The sequence below is a fragment of the Nitrospina sp. 32_T5 genome, assembly GCF_052156635.1.
GTDB lineage: Bacteria > Nitrospinota > Nitrospinia > Nitrospinales > Nitrospinaceae > Nitrospina.
The window spans coordinates 402,713-419,223 of record NZ_JBQKUO010000002.1; the positions used below are offsets into that span (position 1 = coordinate 402,713).

At 52.7% G+C, this 16,511-nt stretch carries 17 protein-coding genes; 1 reads left to right on the plus strand and 16 read right to left on the minus strand.

Annotated elements, in window-relative coordinates; genetic code table 11:
- Positions 1 to 18 precede the first annotated feature (18 nt).
- From ACTRW9_RS06695 to ACTRW9_RS06735, 9 genes are all read right to left on the minus strand, one after another.
- Entirely contained in the window at positions 19 to 1,446 is a 1,428-nt protein-coding gene (locus ACTRW9_RS06695) for an aldehyde dehydrogenase family protein (protein WP_442428754.1), read from the minus strand.
- A gap of 94 nt (positions 1,447 to 1,540) precedes the next feature.
- On the minus strand, positions 1,541 to 3,763 hold the full coding sequence (locus ACTRW9_RS06700; RefSeq protein ID WP_442428755.1) for an ATP-binding protein: 2,223 nt from the start codon (positions 3,761 to 3,763) through the stop codon (positions 1,541 to 1,543).
- A gap of 64 nt (positions 3,764 to 3,827) precedes the next feature.
- Positions 3,828 to 4,514, minus strand: coding sequence for a DUF4390 domain-containing protein (locus ACTRW9_RS06705; protein ID WP_442428756.1), 687 nt, complete (start codon positions 4,512 to 4,514; stop codon positions 3,828 to 3,830).
- Between the two features lie 289 nt (positions 4,515 to 4,803).
- A complete protein-coding gene (mutS, locus tag ACTRW9_RS06710) occupies positions 4,804 to 7,452 on the minus strand; it encodes a DNA mismatch repair protein MutS (RefSeq protein WP_442428757.1) in 2,649 nt (882 codons plus the stop codon).
- Between the two features lie 12 nt (positions 7,453 to 7,464).
- Entirely contained in the window at positions 7,465 to 7,953 is a 489-nt protein-coding gene (locus ACTRW9_RS06715) for an HIT family protein (protein WP_442428758.1), read from the minus strand.
- A 29-nt stretch (positions 7,954 to 7,982) separates the two neighbouring features.
- Complete coding sequence (gene ybeY, locus ACTRW9_RS06720) at positions 7,983 to 8,450, minus strand: rRNA maturation RNase YbeY (RefSeq protein ID WP_442425802.1); 468 nt, start codon at positions 8,448 to 8,450, stop codon at positions 7,983 to 7,985.
- Positions 8,451 to 8,514: 64 nt separating this feature from the next.
- Complete coding sequence (locus tag ACTRW9_RS06725) at positions 8,515 to 9,495, minus strand: PhoH family protein (RefSeq protein WP_442425801.1); 981 nt, start codon at positions 9,493 to 9,495, stop codon at positions 8,515 to 8,517.
- Positions 9,496 to 9,627: 132 nt separating this feature from the next.
- Entirely contained in the window at positions 9,628 to 10,191 is a 564-nt protein-coding gene (folE, locus tag ACTRW9_RS06730; RefSeq protein WP_442425800.1) for a GTP cyclohydrolase I FolE, read from the minus strand.
- The gene (locus ACTRW9_RS06735; protein ID WP_442428759.1) at positions 10,175 to 10,618 is read right to left on the minus strand and encodes a 6-carboxytetrahydropterin synthase; all 444 of its coding nucleotides are present in this window, start codon (positions 10,616 to 10,618) and stop codon (positions 10,175 to 10,177) included. Before ACTRW9_RS06735 ends, folE begins: the two co-directional genes overlap by 17 nt.
- Positions 10,619 to 10,681: 63 nt before the next feature.
- Here ACTRW9_RS06735 and ACTRW9_RS06740 point away from each other — a divergent pair, with 63 nt between their 5' ends.
- Positions 10,682 to 11,638 carry a glycosyltransferase family 9 protein gene (locus ACTRW9_RS06740; RefSeq protein ID WP_442428760.1) on the plus strand — a complete coding sequence of 319 codons (957 nt, stop codon included), beginning with the start codon at positions 10,682 to 10,684 and terminating at the stop codon, positions 11,636 to 11,638.
- A gap of 6 nt (positions 11,639 to 11,644) precedes the next feature.
- On the opposite strand, the gene ACTRW9_RS06745 is transcribed toward ACTRW9_RS06740, so the two are convergent.
- From ACTRW9_RS06745 to ACTRW9_RS06775, 7 genes are all read right to left on the minus strand, one after another.
- On the minus strand, positions 11,645 to 11,836 hold the full coding sequence (locus ACTRW9_RS06745) for an FmdB family zinc ribbon protein (RefSeq protein WP_042251237.1): 192 nt from the start codon (positions 11,834 to 11,836) through the stop codon (positions 11,645 to 11,647).
- 57 nt (positions 11,837 to 11,893) lie between these two features.
- A complete protein-coding gene (locus tag ACTRW9_RS06750) occupies positions 11,894 to 12,403 on the minus strand; it encodes a hypothetical protein (protein ID WP_442425796.1) in 510 nt (169 codons plus the stop codon).
- Positions 12,404 to 12,425: 22 nt separating this feature from the next.
- Entirely contained in the window at positions 12,426 to 12,845 is a 420-nt protein-coding gene (gene ndk, locus ACTRW9_RS06755; protein ID WP_442428761.1) for a nucleoside-diphosphate kinase, read from the minus strand.
- Between the two features lie 126 nt (positions 12,846 to 12,971).
- Positions 12,972 to 13,235, minus strand: a complete 264-nt coding sequence (locus ACTRW9_RS06760) for a pyruvate ferredoxin oxidoreductase (RefSeq protein WP_442425794.1) — start codon at positions 13,233 to 13,235, stop codon at positions 12,972 to 12,974.
- A gap of 31 nt (positions 13,236 to 13,266) precedes the next feature.
- Positions 13,267 to 13,980, minus strand: coding sequence for a 2-oxoacid:acceptor oxidoreductase family protein (locus tag ACTRW9_RS06765; RefSeq protein ID WP_442428762.1), 714 nt, complete (start codon positions 13,978 to 13,980; stop codon positions 13,267 to 13,269).
- An 18-nt stretch (positions 13,981 to 13,998) separates the two neighbouring features.
- Positions 13,999 to 14,877 carry a thiamine pyrophosphate-dependent enzyme gene (locus tag ACTRW9_RS06770; RefSeq protein ID WP_442428763.1) on the minus strand — a complete coding sequence of 293 codons (879 nt, stop codon included), beginning with the start codon at positions 14,875 to 14,877 and terminating at the stop codon, positions 13,999 to 14,001.
- A 160-nt stretch (positions 14,878 to 15,037) separates the two neighbouring features.
- Positions 15,038 to 16,252, minus strand: coding sequence for a transketolase C-terminal domain-containing protein (locus ACTRW9_RS06775; RefSeq protein ID WP_442425791.1), 1,215 nt, complete (start codon positions 16,250 to 16,252; stop codon positions 15,038 to 15,040).
- Between the last annotated feature and the right edge of the window lie 259 nt (positions 16,253 to 16,511).

Consider the following 16,511-nt stretch of genomic DNA (forward strand, 5'->3'; position numbering starts at 1 on the left):
TACTTTCAATAGTTGGAATTAAAGGTATTTGTTCATCACCAGGAGTTTGATTTCCGTCATTTCCTCGATGGTGTACTTGATGCCTTCCCTCCCGAAACCCGAATCTTTCACGCCGCCATAGGGCATGTTGTCAACGCGGAAGGTGGGCACGTCGTTGAGCACGACTCCTCCGACATGGAGTTGATTGAAGGCCCGCATGGAGTGCTCCAGATGATTGGTGAATACCCCCGCCTGCAAACCAAAATCCGAATCATTGATGGTATCGAGGGCTTCCTGAAAGTCCCTGTAGGGCTCGACCACAAGAAGGGGGCCAAAGGCCTCTTCGCAAACGACCTTCTTGTCGCGCTTGACATTGGTGAGAATGGTCGGATCAAAGAAGGCGCCATCGCGTTTGCCACCGGTGACCAGTTTTGCTCCGTCATCCAATGCCTCTTTCACCCAGGATTCGATGCGCTCGGAGTTGCCGGTATCGATCATGGGGCCGAAAGTGGTGGATTCGTCCAGCGGGTCGCCTTTTTTCAGTTTGTGGGTTTCGGCAGTCAGTTTGTCGATAAAGGAGTCGAACACAGATTCATGGACGTAGGTGCGTTGAACCGAAATGCATACCTGTCCTGAAAACGAGAAGGCGCCGAAGCAGACCCGTCTGGCTGCGAAATCGAGATCGGCATCCGGTTCAACAATAACCCCTGCGTTTCCGCCCAGCTCCAGAATGACGCGCTTTTTGCCCGCACGCTTTTTGATGTCCCAGCCAATGGGAGGACTCCCGGTGAAGGACACGAGTTGCAGGCGCGGATCTTCAACCAGCGCGGTGGCGTCCCGGCTTTTGCACGGGACCACACTGAATACACCTTCCGGCGCATCGCTTTCGAGAATCACTTCACCCAGCAACAGGGCTGTGAGCGGGGTGGACGACGCTGGTTTCAGTACAATGGGATTGCCCACCGCCAGTGCCGGGGCCACTTTGTGCGACACCAGGTTGAGAGGGAAATTGAAAGGCGATATACCGGAGATGGCTCCCAGGGGAAAACGCCGGGTGAGCCCGGTTTTGTCTTTCGCGGCCTCGGTGACATCCAGGTTCAGCACTTCGCCGTGAATCCGAGTCGCCTCTTCCGCTGCAATACGAAAAGTGGAGATGGAACGGTCTACTTCGGCGCGGGAGTAAATCAGCGGTTTTCCGGACTCCATCGCAAGGGTCCGGGAAAATTCTTCTTTGCGTTTTTCGATTCCTTCCGCAACCTGATTGCAGATGTCCCTGCGCATGTAGGACGGGAGATTGCGTGTGGTCTGGAAGGTTTCAACCGCAAGCCCGATAGCCCGATCGATTTCCTGGGGTGTGGCCAGCGAAACATCGGCAATGACTTCCTGAGTATATGGATTGGTCACGGGAACCGTTTCAACGGCCCCGGTCCATTTTTTACCTATTAAAAAATCATGTTTTTTGGTCATGGGTTTTCATCCTGATGATCAATGGCTATGATTCTATATTCTATTAAAATTTCCGGGTTTTGGAAAGATGTGGAAATGGGCTGGGGAAACGGGCTCAGGCAGGGGGAGTCGAGCGGGGCAGGGCGGGTTCCCGGGACCCCGGGGAGGTGGCCTGGGCAGAGGTGTCCGGCAATTCGATTATGAAAGCAGTGCCCTTGGGATTGTTGTCGGCCACCTGGATGCTCCCGTTGTGCTCGTTTATGATGCGGGTGACGATGGCAAGCCCCAAACCGGTGCCGCGTTTTTTGGTGGTGAAATGGGGCAAAAACAACTTGTCGCGATCAGACGGATTTATCCCTTTTCCATTATCTGAAAAGTGAATCTGGATGGTGCCCGACCGTTTGTCCTTGCGCGTGGCGATCCGAAGGGTGCCGCCTGCATCAATGGCGTCCAGCGCGTTGTCAAAAAGATTAATAAAAACGCGGCGGATCTGCTCCGGATCGATGTTGAGAAGAGAAATTCCCTGATCAAACTCTTTGGCCACGTGTGGTTTTTTAGTATGGTTTTTGTACAGTTTGTGAACGTCGTCGATAATCTGGTGGACGGATGCCGGACGGGGCCGGGGGGTGGGCATTCGGGAAAACCTCAAAAATTCATTGAGCAGGTCCTTCATGCCTTCCACTTCCTGGGTGATGATACGGATGCTCTCGTCAAATACCTTGGCGAACGACTTCTTGTCTTCATAATATTTTTTACGAAGGCGCTGCGTGTTTAGCTGAATCGGTGTCAGCGGATTCTTGATCTCATGAGCAATGCCCTGCGCCACTTCCTGCCAGGCGGAAATTTTTTGCGCCTTGATGAGCTGCGTCACATCTTCAAACACAAGAAGGATTCCCAGGTATTTTCCCGAACTGTCACGCATGAATTTGATGTTCACCAAAAAGGTGCGGGTGCTGTCACCGACGGTCAATTCCAGTTTTTTCTCAAAGGATTCCTGCTGGCTCACATCGATTTGCTTAATGGTGTTGCGGATGGCATCTCGAAAAACCGGGTCAAACGCTTCTTTATAACTTCGCCCATAAACCTTGCGATCGCCCATTTTAAGCAGACGTTTTGCCCCTTTATTGATGGTGGTGATGATGCCTGTTTTATCAATGGAAACCACCCCCGCACCGATATTTTCCAGAATGGTTTCCGTGTAGTAACGGCGGCGCTCCAGTTCTATATTCGTGTCGCTCAGGTTTTTGTGCACCCGGTCTATCTTGATACGGCTCTGTTTTAATTCATCTGTCATGCTGTTGAACGAATTGACCAGCATGCCAATTTCGTCGTTGGTGGCGACGTCCACTTTGAAGTTGAGGTCGCCCTCGGCAATGCGCCGTGTTCCCTGTGCCAGTTCCTGAATGGGAACCGTAATACCCCGCGCCATGTAAAAACCAAGCCAGATGGCGGAAAACAGGATCAACAGTGTCATTAAAATGAAGGTGACAAAATAATTGGCGCTGACAGGCAGCTTGAGAAAACTCTGTTTTTTATACTCTTCGAATGCATTCCGGATGCTTTCGATTTTGAAAAGCGTGCTTTGCGGGATTTTCGAAAGGGTCAGGATGTAACCCCAGATGGCCGGTTTGTCCTCCAGACGCTGAATGAGGGGAGTGATCACCACCATATAATTGCCCTTGGTGAATGAGCGGGGCTCGGTAATCGTTTCATTTGCCATGCTTTCCTGAATCAGGTCTGAGTAATCCTTGTTTGTGTAGGTCTCCGGCATGGAACGGCTGGCATAGGAAACGACCACGCGGCCCTCGTGGTCGTAAATGATTATTCCCCCCAGTTGATATTCTTCCACTTTCATTTCCGTTAGCCGCCTCAACTGGTCGCGTCGGTCTTCCAGGTAGAGTTGGTTGTTGGTGATGAACTGCTCCAGTTTTTTTGCATAAAACAGGTTGGTCTTTTCCACGTGGGAATAGTATTCCCGCGCGACTTCCATGGACTGCTGAAGGGATTGTTCCACCTGGACACTGAACCAGGTTCCAATGCTGTAGCTGAACAATTTGCTCGCTACGAAAAACAATAGAACCGAAGGGACAAGGGCCAGGGTTAAAAAGGCGAGTATCAGTTTTGTCTGGAATTTCGCCCCGATCATAAGACTTTTACGTTCGTTGTACAGCTTCGTCAGATTGCGCGCAATCAACGTCACCAACAGGACCAGGAGGATGATTATGACGTTGAAAAGAAGAAGGACTGGGATATTGTCCGAAATGGTGGCGTTTTGCTGGCGCAGGTAAGAGAACTCAAAGTAAGACAGCAGGCCAAGCGCAATGATGATCAGGGCCAAATTGCGGCGGGCCCGATTTTTTTTCCTTCGAAGCTGGTCTTCGGTGAGGTGGGAATCGTATGGATTATTTGCTAAAGGCTCGAACGGCATTGTTCAATCCCCCGCCGTGCGTCCCGGAAGGGCTCCGAAGAGGTTGAGTCGCATCCGCGGGGAATCCTTTGTTGGGTTCCACCTGGATCAGACTGGATTCAGTCCACGAAGTTTCGAAATCGTGGATCGGTACGAAAAACAACAACCAGTTGAAGGGGAACCAGAGGCCGTCATCGTTGATCATTTCCGCCTTGACGCGGACATAATACCATTCGTCGGGATCGAGAAGGTATATCGAGGACAGGGGGATATCCTTCAAAGTCATCATCAATTCCCGGCACAAGTCCGATTTCCGGGTCACCACCTTACGTTCCATATTGTCACCCTGCGAAGAAAACTCATAGGTTTTTTTGAGGGTATCGTACTGTACTGTGTGGGTGATGGTTTTTTGGCTGATCATTTCGTCCGGGTAAAAGCTTAAATGACGGCGAAGCTCAACTTTAAAATGGAACGTCAATGGGACACCGCTGTGCAAGGCTTCCATCATTTTGTCTGTAAAAGCATCGTGAAGCGTACCATCCACCAAAATCTGTTCATGATCAGAGCGAAGGGTCACATCCGACAGAACCGGTTTGGCCCACGCCGGAATCACCATGAAGCCGATGCAAAGCAAAATGAGAATTCCCTGCCGGGCGCATCCTGAAACAGTTTGTGCCAACAATTTATTTTTGTCCTTAAAATGTATCGCTAATTCAAAAAAGGAATTTCCAGCAGGGGATTCAGAAAACGACAGGTAAGCCAGCGATTAGATTTCCCCCAGTTGTAATATATCTTAAAGGATTTTAAAAAAGATGTAAATATTTACAAAAATTGAATTTATTTTGGCCTTGAAGGTTTGGAATCAGGTCATGGAAGGAAGATGCCGGGCGGGAAATCGAGCCCCATTTTAGCACTTTGAATTTGAATGGGTTTTTGAAGAACACCCGGTTGAAGGGGCGAACGTTGGGAGTTCAGCTTTTTTTCAGCAGGTCGCGAAGTTCATAAAGCTTCTCCAGGGCCTGGCGCGGGGTCAGGTCATCCAAATCCAGCCGTTTGATCATTTGGATCAGGGGGGGAGGCACTTCGCCGAACAGGCCAAGCTGATGGGGGCCGGTTTCCGGCGGTTGAGGTTGTGCCAGTTTAGGAGTTCCGACCTCATCGTACTCGTTGTTTTCGAGATTGAACAGCACTTCGTTGGCGCGTTGCAGTACCTGCTCCGGAAGACCGGCGAGCCGGGCGACATGGATCCCGTAACTTTTGTCCGCGCCTCCGGGAATAATTTTTCTCAGGAAAATGATTTCGTCATTCCACTCCTTGATCTGCACGTTGTAATTTTTGACGCCGGGAAACAGCCTTTCGAGTTCCGTGAGTTCATGATAGTGAGTGGCGAATAATGTTTTGGCACCGATATGGTCAGGTCCCTGCAAAAACTCTACGATGGCCCAGGCGATGCTGATGCCGTCGAAGGTGCTTGTTCCGCGGCCGATTTCATCAAGTATGATCAGGCTTCTGCGCGTGGCGTTGTTGAGAATGTTTGCAGTCTCGTTCATCTCTACCATGAACGTGGACTGTCCTTTTTGCAAATGGTCCTGTGCGCCGACCCGGGAGAATATTCGGTCCACCAGTCCGATCTCTGCTTCCTCCGCAGGTACAAAACAACCGATCTGAGCCATCAATACGATCAGTGCCACCTGGCGTAGGTACGTCGATTTGCCCGCCATGTTGGGCCCGGTGATGATAGCGACCTGGTGCCCATCACAGTCGAGGTGGATGTCATTAGGTATAAAGGGCTGGTTGGGATCGATCAGTTCCACCAGCGGGTGACGGCCCTTTTGGACATGGAGCACGTCCCCTTCATTGATTTGCGGACGACAATAATTTTGCTGGTGAGCAATTTGCGCGAAACCGAGAAGGGTGTCGAGTTCTCCAATGCGTTTCGCCATCGCCTGAATACGCGTCCCCTCCGCAGCAACGGACTGCCGAATCTCATGAAAAAGCCTTTGTTCAATGATCTGCACTTTTTCTTCGGCACCCGTGATTTCGGATTCGTATTGTTTGAGTTCCGGGGAGATGAAGCGTTCGGCGTTGACCAAAGATTGTTTGCGGATGTAGTCGTCGGGTACGCGGTCGAGGTTTTTCTTTGTGATTTCTAAATAGTAGCCATAGATCTTGTTATAACCAACTTTGAGCTGCGGTATACCGGTGCGCTCTTTTTCCCGGGCCTCCAGGTTGGCGATGGACTGGTTGCTGTCCTTCATAATGGATTTCAACCGGTCCAGTTCCTGGTCACAGCCAGGTTTGATGAGCCCGCCGTCTTTGATATTGAGGGGCGGGTCGTCCTCGATCCGTTCGTCGATTTCCTGATACAAGTTATCAAGATTGTCCCACCCGTCGCGGATGGCACTCATGGCAGGCAGGGCGCAACGCCCGATCATCTCCTGGATTTCCGGAAATACCCGAAGAGAATTTTTTAGCGCGATCAGGTCACGTGGAGTACACGTTGCCATCGAAATTTTACCGAGGAGGCGTTCCAGGTCAAAAATATGTTTCAATTTTTCGCGCAGGTCATTTCTTTCGAGCAGGTGTTCGCGGTAGTGGCCGACCAGGTCGAGGCGTTGTTCAATCGATTCCAGCCGAATGAGTGGTTTCAGGATCCATTCCCGCAACCGGCGCGCACCCAATGGAGTGCAGGTCGCGTCCAGGTGTCCCAGAAGAGAATGTTTGCGCTGGCCGTCGCTCGATTGCACCAGTTCCAGGCTGTTGATGGTGGACTGATCCAGCATCATGGAATCCTGCGTGCTGAAAGTGGACAGCGACGTGATGTGGTGCAGGGCGGATTTCTGGGTTTGCTTCAGGTACTGGAGCAGGGCGCCGGCAGAACCCACCGCTGCAGACCAGGTTTCGCACCCGAACCCTTCCAGCGTTTTTGTCTTGAAATGCTCAGTCAGCACTCGACGTGCCTGGCCTTGCTGATACGTCCAGTCTTCAACCGGCTGAATGAAAAAATCTGTGTCGGCCAGTGCCGGAGGACGTGGTCCGTTTCCGTTTAGGGTGCTTTCCGGTATCAGGATTTCCTTGGGATCGAGTTTGGCCAACTCATCCTGAAGTAAACTTTCTGCAGAGGGAGGAAGCTCGGTGACCTTGAAGAGGCCCGTTGACATGTCCAGTGCCGCAAGGCCCGTCTGTTCCTTGCCGAAATAAAGGGAAACCAAAAAGTGATGGCTTTTGGGATCGAGCAGGTTGTCATCCAAAACCGTTCCGGGTGTGATGACGCGCACGACTTCCCTGCGTACCAGTCCTTTCGTCTGCTTCGGGTCTTCCATCTGCTCACAGATGGCGATGGTTTTGCCACTCTTCACGAGTCGGCTGATGTACATATTGGCGGAGTGATGCGGAATTCCGCACATGGGAATGGCGTTGGGTTTGTTTTTGTTGCGGGAGGTGAGGGCGATGTCGAGGAGTTTCGACGCCTCCTTCGCGTCCTCGTTGAACATTTCGTAGAAATCGCCCATCCGGAAAAACAAAATGGCGTCGGGAAACTCCTTTTTGATGCTCTGGTACTGCTGCATCATGGGAGTGTCGTCGTCTACCACGTTCTGCTTATTGGCGTTTTTGGCCATGACCGGATTTGTTTAAATTTTGAGTTCCTGAAAAACGGGATACAGTCGCTGAAATGTGGCTTCGATGTGTTCCGGATGCACCTTGGTATCGGCGAGAACAGGCATGAAGTTGGTGTCGCCGGTCCACCGCGGTACGATGTGGCAATGGATGTGTTCCTCAAACCCCGCCCCGCCGCTTTTGCCGATGTTGTATCCGACGTTGAAGCCGTCCGGGTGGTACGAAGCGCGCAAAATCTCCATCGATTTCTGAGTGAGCAGGCCGATCTCCGCCAGCTCCTCCGCGCTCAGATCGGTGAGGCAGGACAGGTGGCGGTAGGGCGATACCATGAGGTGCCCATTTGAATACGGGTAAATATTGATGATGACAAAACTCAGTTCACCGCGGTACAGCAGTTTACGCCCCATGTCGTCATTGGCCTGAGGACCGGTGCAGAAAATGCATTCCTTGGTTTTGTCGGATTTTATGTAATTCATGCGCCAGGGGGCCCAGAGGTTTTCCATATTCACTCTCCCGGCAGACGGCCGGAAATTCAGAAATTGCTGGTTCCGGAAGGTTGCCGGCCGGGGAAAATGTGGCCGAAGACTTCCTGCGTTTTGGACTTCATGAAACGTGCGTCCTTCCGGGACGTTTCGTGGTCGTAACCCATCAGGTGCAGTATGCCGTGAATGAGGAGGAGGATCAACTCCTCTTGCAGGGACAGGCGGTGATCGTGCGCCTGCCGGTCCGCCGTCTCGACGGAGATGACGACATCGCCCAGCAGGCGGTCGCCGGTTTCGTTGACCGCATCCTCATCCTGTGGGAACGAAAGCACATCCGTGGCCTGGTTCTTGTCGCGGTACTCCAGGTTGAGCTCGTGGATTCGGGCATCGTCCGTCAGCAGGACACTGAGTTCGTCGTTCTCCAGATCCAGAAGCCTCAACACCCGGCGCGCTTCCTTTTTAATCCAGCGAACATCGATTTTGTGGACCGATTGGTCGTTTTTTACAAGGACGGGCATGGCGTCATTTTATCAGGATGGGTGGACTTGGCGGAATGGGTGTTTTGAAGGGAGATACGGGATTTCATTCAGAAGGGGGTGGTTCCTCGCTTTCGGCCCGGTCATAGGCACCTATGATTTTTTTCACCAGTTCGTGCCGCACCACGTCTTTCTGACCGAATTCGATCAGGTCGATGCCGTTGACGTCCTGCAAAATTCCTCTTGCGTGGATGAGACCGGACTGCACGCCGCGTGGCAGGTCTACCTGTGTGATGTCGCCGGTGACAACCATTTTGGACCGGAACCCCAGCCGGGTGAGGAACATCTTCATCTGTTCGCGGGTCGAGTTCTGGGCCTCGTCGAGGATGATGAACGAGTCGTTCAGCGTGCGTCCCCGCATATAGGCGAGGGGGGCGATTTCGATGTACCCTTCGGCAATCATCTGCTGGACCTGGTTGAACTCCACCATTTCGTAGAGCGCGTCATAAAGCGGCATCAGGTACGGCTGGATTTTTTCAGCGATGTCTCCCGGCAAAAAGCCCAGCTTCTCTCCCGCTTCCACGGCGGGACGGGTGAGGATGATGCGCCGGAACTGCCGCTTCAAAAAACCCTCCACCGCCATGGCGACGGCGAGGTACGTTTTACCCGTACCGGCGGGGCCGATGGCGAGCACGATATCGTGCTGGCGGATGGCCTGGATCATTTTGCGCTGGGTGTTGCCCTTGGGAGTGATGAATCCTTTTTTGGGCGATACGGGAATGCGTTCGCCGAACAGGCCTTTCAGGTCGACTTCCGGATCTTCCGCCATGAGCCGAATGGCAAATTTGATGTCGCCATTGACCAGTCGTTGGCCCGCGGCCAGCATGTCGTGCAGTTGCACGAGCAGGCGCTCGACCGCTTCCACCTCGTTGGGTTCACCACTGATCCGTATCTGGTTTTCCCGGGTGGTGATGCGGACGTTGAATTTTTTTTCGATCTGTTTGAGGTTGGTGTCCTGGGTACCGAATATTTCAGGAATGTATTCCGTGCTTTCGAGGAGCAATTCCCTGGAGGCGGTGTGATTCAAGCGGAGGCGACCTTTATCAAATGAACCTTGAATCCATTATATGGAGATTGGTTTCGGATGTCAAAGCATACCGAGGTCCATAAATGATTATATTTAAATGAGTTGGTGCGCCTCCGCCAGGCCCGGAGAAGGTCAGGTGCGGTAACGCTGACTGCCATTGATCAGGCTCAGGAATTCACCGCGCGTACTGGGATTGGTTTTGAAGTAACCCAGCATGGAGCTCGTCGTGGTGTACGAATTTTGTTTCTCCACGCCGCGCATGGACATGCACAGATGCAGAGCTTCGATGACCACGGCGACACCCTTCGGTTTGAGCACACGATGGATGCAGTCGGCGATCTGTGTGGTCAGCCTTTCCTGGACCTGCAACCGGCGGCTGAATGCGTCCACCACACGGGGGATTTTACTGAGACCAATGATCTTCCCATCCGGCAAGTAGGCCACGTGGGCCTTGCCAAAGAAAGGAAGCATGTGGTGCTCGCACAGGCTGAACATGTCGATGTCCTTGACGATCACCATCTCATCGGTGTTGGCATCGGTGAACAGGGCATCATTCACCAGCTCGTCGATATTGACCCAGTAGCCACCGGTCAGAAATTTGAGGGAACGGGATACCCGTTCGGGGGTATTTTTCAGGCCTTCGCGCGAGGGGTCTTCTCCCAGCTCGAGCAAAAGCTTTTCAATCAACTCTTTCACTGACTTGTCCTCTATAAGTTACGAAGTTGCGTGGAGATTCGTACAATTTGATTTGGTGAAGCAACCCGCCGCCGATTTTCGGTTCCAGCGCCTCCCAGAACTTGATAGCCAGATTTTCGGCAGTGGGGATGACCCCTTGCAAAAACTCCACGTCCATGTTGAGGTTTTTGTGATCAACCTTGTCGATGATCTCCTCGGTGACGAGCTTTTTGAGGAACTTGAGATCCAGAACCATTCCGGTTTCCGGGTCGACGTCCCCCTTGACGGTCACTTCCATGGTGTAATTGTGTCCATGACCGTTGGGGTTATTGCAAAGGCCAAACACCTGGGCGTTTTTTTCGTCAGAAAAGGTTGGGTTGAACAGCCGGTGACTGGCGCAAAATTCTACTTTTCGTGTTATATAAATCATGGGTTTTCTTCCGTTCATGTTATTGGAGGGGGGCCGGATTGTCAATGGAATTCAGGGTTTAAAGCTTTTTGAAGGGGTAATATGCATCGCCTGTCCGGGAAAAAAATAGTTGTGGTTCGCACCGGTGCGCTGGGCGACGTGTTGATGACTTTGCCCTTGTTGCAGGCGGTGCATTCTGTGCAACCCGATTGCCTCCATGTGGTGGTCGAAGCCCGGCAGAAAGCCCTGATGGAAGGCTTTGACTGCGTTGACCGGGCTTTCGCCACCGACGACCTGCAATGGTGGCGGGTGTATGGTGGTGACACCAATACCCTGCCTCTGCGTTTCCTTTCCGACTACGATTGCGTGGTGGCCCTCATTCAGGATCACGGCGGTACCGTGGCCGACGGGCTTCGTCAACGTCTCCCAGGTGAAGTGATCGTTCGGCCACCGTTCCCTCAACGTCCGGACAAGCATGTCAGCGGGTATTACCTGGAAACGCTTCCAGAACTGCCTTCATCCCTTTCCTGGCCTCCGGGCTGGAAGGCGCCGGAAGAGGATATCCGGGAAGCAAAACGGGTTATGGCATCCCTTTCTCCGCCAACCCGAACCTGGATACTTCAACCCGGAAGCGGCGGGGTTTCCAAAAACTGGCCGCTCAAGCGGTTCCATGAACAAGCGGATTGGCTGCATTCGCAAGGAATTCTTCCGGTGTTCCTGCTGGGGCCCGCGGAAGTGGCCATCTCCGAAACCGTGCATGCGTTTTGCCGGGAACGCGGGTTCCCGGTCTGGGAAAACCTTTCCCTGACCCGTTGCGCGGCCTTGCTCGGCCACGCCGATGGGTTTCTGGGCAACGATGCGGGGGTGACTCACCTGGCTGCCGCGCTGGGATTGCCCACCCTGGCCGTGTTTGTCAAAACAGAGCCGGAAATGTGGCGTCCATTGGGGGCGAACACAGGGGTTGTCGATATTCGTAAAACCAGTGGGGCGGATCAAGACGGTGCCGGCGAAGTCAGGAGGGAACTGGACCGGCTGCTTTCCATTCGCGCCCGCAACTGAGGGAGGTCATTTCAGGTATTTCCGTTTGTTGTCCGTGGTGTAAAACCCGGAACCGTACAGGTGAAAGGTTCCGCCCCCCACACATTTATGAAGCGGTCCGCCGCACTTTTCGCATTTTTCGAGAGGCGGGTCGTCCGCTTTCTGCAGGGCTTCCGTTTTATCTTTGCACTTTTCACATTCGTATTCGTAAATGGGCATGAATTTGCCTCCTGCTTATTCTGGACGGGCAGGGTGTCGCTGCAACTCCACCCGGCTTCATGGTTGTTGCCAGAAGATGGGCTTGGTGCCTTCCTGTTCCCGGAAAATGTCCAGAGTTTTTGGAATGTTCTCCTTGACCTCGTCCAGATTGAACACTTTTTGGGGCAGGGTCAGTCCGAATTCCTGCTCCCATATTCCTACCATTATACCGATCCGGTCGCTCAATATCTGGAGAATAATAAATCGTGTGATGCCGAATTTTTCCTGCACCGCTTTCGGCATCATGAAGGTTCCGTTCTGGTTGACCTCACCGAAACGCATGACGGCGAGACCCTGGTCGACTTCCTTGAAACCCAGAGAGGCGATATATTCTTTGAGTTCCGGCGGCATGAAATCGCGGGGCCAGGCCACGATGCCGTGCTTTTCAAAGTTCTGGTAAAGGACGTACGGCCGCGGTTCGTCCTGCGCCCGGGCTGGTGAAGGGGATAAAACCGCAAAAACCAGGGTCCAGATGAGAAGGCCGCCTGCCCACAGGCGGGCGGCTGGGTTGGATCGGGATCGTCGCATGCTTTACCCCCTTTCAGGGCCTTCAGGACAGGATTTCCGTCTGACTGAAAAAATAGGAAATCTCAAAGGCTGCATTTTCGGGTGAATCGGAACCGTGCACGGAGTTCTTTTCAATGTCCACGGCGAATTCCTTGCGAATGGTGCCGTCGTCAGCGTCCTTGGGATTGGTCGCGCCCATCAGTTTCCGCCAGCCGGTGATGGCGTTTTCTTTTTCCAGTACCAGCAGGACCACGGGACCGCCGGTGGACATATAGGTGGTCAGGTCTTTAAAAAAGGGACGCTCCTTGTGAACGTGGTAAAACCCTTCGGCCTGCTCCAGGGTCAGTTGAGCCCGTTTCATGGCGGCGATGCGGAACCCTTTGGATTCGATGCGCTCCAGGATTTTGCCAATGAGGTTGCGTTCTACAGCGTCAGGTTTGATGATAGCAAACGTTCTTTCCATTGATACTCCGGTTCTTCTAGGTGAATGAGTTGACGGGGAATTTGGACATCAGGGAAAAAAAAAGGTATTTGGGGGAGCCCCAAATACCTTTTCCTTATATGAAACCAATACAGGTTTAAAGGATGCTCAGCGCTGAACCACTCCCACCCGTTTGATCACGAAGCGATCTTCCAGATTATCGATCCATTTCATCTGGATGGCATCGTGCTTGGCGACGTCTCTGCAGATGTAAACACAGATTTCGCAAGACTTACAGCGGTCCACCGAAACGTAGGCGGATTTGTCTTCCTCGCTGTAGTTGATGCAGTTGGCTTCGGGACAATAGGTCGTGCACAGGTGGCAATTGGTTTCTGCGCATTTATCCTTATCTACATCTGCAATGTAGTACATGCTTATTCAATCTCCAATTCAAAAAGTTACCTTAGACGGCAACCGGTTTCTCTTTGGCATCAGCATGAACACCCCATTTGTTATCAATCGCGAACTGATAAGCCGCTTTGATGGTGTCCATGTTCGCCTGAAGCAGTTTCTGCTTTTTGGCGAATTTTTTCTCGATGACGCTGTCCAGAGAGGCGGTACCACCGGAAGTAACGATACCTTTACCGATGAAACGATCCTTCACGGATGCCTCAATCGAGTCCATGTCCGGCATGCCAAAGATGGCGGAAATGGCGCCGCACATGGCCATGTTGGTGGCCAGGTCGGTTCCCGCAATATCATTGGCAAGTTCGGTCGCCGGCAGATAATAAATGTTCGCTTTTTTATCTGCCAACTCCTTTTCCTCATCGGGAATGAGTTTGAGCGGCTCTTTGTTATTGATCAGGATGATGCCGTTCTCTTTCAGGCCCGTGTAAAAAGGCATGGTGTACGACTTACCCAGTGTGATGACCTGAGCACTGAAGATCATCAGCACGTTGGGGAAGACGATCTCCCCGATTTCAAAAATCTCATCGTTGGAGATCCGCACATAACTTTCAACCGGGGCGTTGCGCTTTTCGGAACCGAAAAAGGGCACGAGGGAGCTGTACCCCTTACCGATTACGACCGCGTTACTCAGGATGTGAGATGCGGTGACGACGCCCTGGCCTCCAATACCGGCCATGCGGACGTTATAACGTTTGACTTCTTGTGGCATGGATTGAAAACCTCCTCATTATTTTTTAGCAGCTTTGGCTTTTTCTTTTTCTTTCTTTTCGAGGTCGGTGATGTACGCCTTGGCTTCATCCGTCATTTCCTCGTGGAAACCATAACGTTCTTTTTCGACATCGAAGGCATCCTGCATGACTTCCGGAGTGGGAATCGCATACTCGATGTTGCAGGAAGTGTAGGCCTGGATGTAGGTCGGGCCGATTTCGCGCGCAATCAGGATGGCGCGACGAACGGTGCGAACCACGCGGGCCGGGTTGGTCGGCGCGATGCGTGCGATGTAAGCACAGTTCGAAACCCGGGCCAGACCCAGAGCGTCGATCTTGCCGGTTTTCTTGCCGCGCGGGGCCATCTTCAGAATCTGACCCTGCATGGTCATACCGCTTTCCTGCCCACCGGTGTTGCCGTAAACTTCGTTGTCCAGCATGATGGTGGTGAATTTTTCCTGACGGAACCAGGAATGCATGAGGGCCTGGAAGCCGATATCGATCAGACCACCGTCACCGGCCATAACAATTACGTCTTTAGGCTGATTCGGATAAAGAATTTCCAAGCCGCGTTTCAGGCCGGATGCGACGGAGTTGGTGTCACCGTAGTTGCCGTAGATGAACGGGATGTTGGCCTGGGAAATAGCAAGACGGCCGCAACCTGCGGTACCAACGTTGATGGTATGTTCAGGATTCGGCAATGCCAGCATGGTGAGGCGGATGAAAAGGGTCATCGCACAACCTGCACACATCGGATGCTCTTCCAGAAGTTCCTTGAACTTCCCCATTTCGCTGACTTTCACCTCACGGCCATACTGACCGTACTTGACCAGATCGCGGTATTCAACGGGGAGAAGATCTTCAAAACCAGGAGACGGTTTAACGGTTTCGAGAGACATAATTGATTTACCTTTCTATATATATTTAAGAAAGTTTTATTAAGTTTTATTTAGACCCTCAGCTTGCAAGGGTTGACGCATCTTTATGAAAGGGAATTTCGGGGCCAAAGTCCCGAAAAACTAAGCCTACACGATTCGCACGGCTAACGCAACATCAGTGTTACAGGCGATCAACCGTACCTTTGCGGGCCGCATCCAGCCACTCGAGAATCATCTCGGTCGGCATGGTCATGCCACCATAAACCCGCGGTCCGGAGGCGATTTCGGCTTTGCAGTTGCCATACAGCGTGGAGCAGACTTCCTTGTGCAGCCAGCCCGCCTGGTTGAACTCCGGAACCAGAATCCGCTTGGCGTTCTTAACCGCCTCAATGATCTCCCTGCCAGGCCACGGCCGAATGGTCTTGACTTTGACCAGACCCACCTTGCGACCGGCTTCACCTTCCTGACGAACAGCTTCGCGCGACTGCGAAACCGCGGAACCGGAAGCGATGAGGAACTCTTCGGCGTCCGGGTTTACGACTTCGATCAGGTCGCCCAGGTATTTGCGCCAATGCCGTGCGGAACGCTCGACAGCGGCAAACACTTCCTGCTGCCAGCTGGCATGCATGTGGTAGCTGATGAAGTTGGATTTCTGAATGGGAGCGTCGCGGGACAACCGGGCCGGCGGGTTTTCGTTGTCCATGGCCGGTACGGCCGAACGCCAGCCAACGCGGGGCGGCAGTTTGAATTCCTCCGAAGGCATGGACACCTTGCCGCGAGCGTGGGTGACGAAAAAGCCGTCAACCGATACCACCGCGGGAAGAGTCACATCCACTTCCTCGGACACCATGAACGCAGCGAGGGAATAGTCAAAGAAGTCCTGCTGGTTTTCAGCATGGGCGTGGAGGATGCCGGTGTTCAACAAAAATGAAATCTCGATGTTGTCCGGCTGAATGGCCAGCGGCGTGTTGATGACGCGGCACATGTTCAGCAGAACAAGAGGAGTCCGTGCACCGGGCCAGGAAGCGATGGCTTCCATGCCGCGCATGAGTCCCGGACCGGAAGTCGCCGTCAGGGAACGCACACCGGCCCTCGAAGAACCGCCGATGGCCGTCATGACCCCGATCTCCTCTTCCGCACGGTAATAGTCCTTCAGGTAGCCCTCGTCATAGAGGTAACCGACCTGCTGCATGGTTTCACTCTGCGGGGTGATAGGGTAAGAGATGGCGATGTCTACATTGGCCCGGCGAATGGCCTCGCGGGCCGCCTCACTCCCGGTGATGAACTCGGTTTCACGGGGCGCTTCTCTCAACAACCACACCGGGTCGACCACTTTTTGCAAGTCGCCTTTAGGGACCCATTCTTCTTTTTTCTGGGTTGCAGTTTGCTCGGTCATAACGACTCCTCAACGCAATGATGTTTATTCCAAATGTTGAATATACTTAGCTTTAAAGCTGTTATTTAGTATTTAATAGGGCAACTGGAAGAGGGACTCTGTTCCAGGAAAGATCAGAACAACCTGATTTGCGGTGTTCAAATTACCATGTTTGCCCCTCTAATACAATTTAATTGAAGGTTTTCAATTAAATTTTGTACAGGTTTGGAAGAAACTCCGCACCCACCCGATTTCACTCTGGACGGGGGGCGTTTCGATA

Coding starts and splice junctions, on each gene's coding strand:
- ACTRW9_RS06695 (WP_442428754.1), bottom strand. CDS start 1,446: ATGACCAAAAAACATGATTTTTTAATAGGTAAAAAATGGACCGGGGCC.
- mutS (WP_442428757.1), bottom strand. CDS start 7,452: ATGGCCAAAAACGCCAATAAGCAGAACGTGGTAGACGACGACACTCCC.
- ACTRW9_RS06715 (WP_442428758.1), bottom strand. CDS start 7,953: ATGGAAAACCTCTGGGCCCCCTGGCGCATGAATTACATAAAATCCGAC.
- ybeY (WP_442425802.1), bottom strand. CDS start 8,450: ATGCCCGTCCTTGTAAAAAACGACCAATCGGTCCACAAAATCGATGTT.
- ACTRW9_RS06735 (WP_442428759.1), bottom strand. CDS start 10,618: ATGAACGGAAGAAAACCCATGATTTATATAACACGAAAAGTAGAATTT.
- ACTRW9_RS06740 (WP_442428760.1), top strand. CDS start 10,682: ATGCATCGCCTGTCCGGGAAAAAAATAGTTGTGGTTCGCACCGGTGCG.
- ACTRW9_RS06745 (WP_042251237.1), bottom strand. CDS start 11,836: ATGCCCATTTACGAATACGAATGTGAAAAGTGCAAAGATAAAACGGAA.
- ACTRW9_RS06750 (WP_442425796.1), bottom strand. CDS start 12,403: ATGCGACGATCCCGATCCAACCCAGCCGCCCGCCTGTGGGCAGGCGGC.
- ndk (WP_442428761.1), bottom strand. CDS start 12,845: ATGGAAAGAACGTTTGCTATCATCAAACCTGACGCTGTAGAACGCAAC.
- ACTRW9_RS06760 (WP_442425794.1), bottom strand. CDS start 13,235: ATGTACTACATTGCAGATGTAGATAAGGATAAATGCGCAGAAACCAAT.
- ACTRW9_RS06765 (WP_442428762.1), bottom strand. CDS start 13,980: ATGCCACAAGAAGTCAAACGTTATAACGTCCGCATGGCCGGTATTGGA.
- ACTRW9_RS06770 (WP_442428763.1), bottom strand. CDS start 14,877: ATGTCTCTCGAAACCGTTAAACCGTCTCCTGGTTTTGAAGATCTTCTC.
- ACTRW9_RS06775 (WP_442425791.1), bottom strand. CDS start 16,252: ATGACCGAGCAAACTGCAACCCAGAAAAAAGAAGAATGGGTCCCTAAA.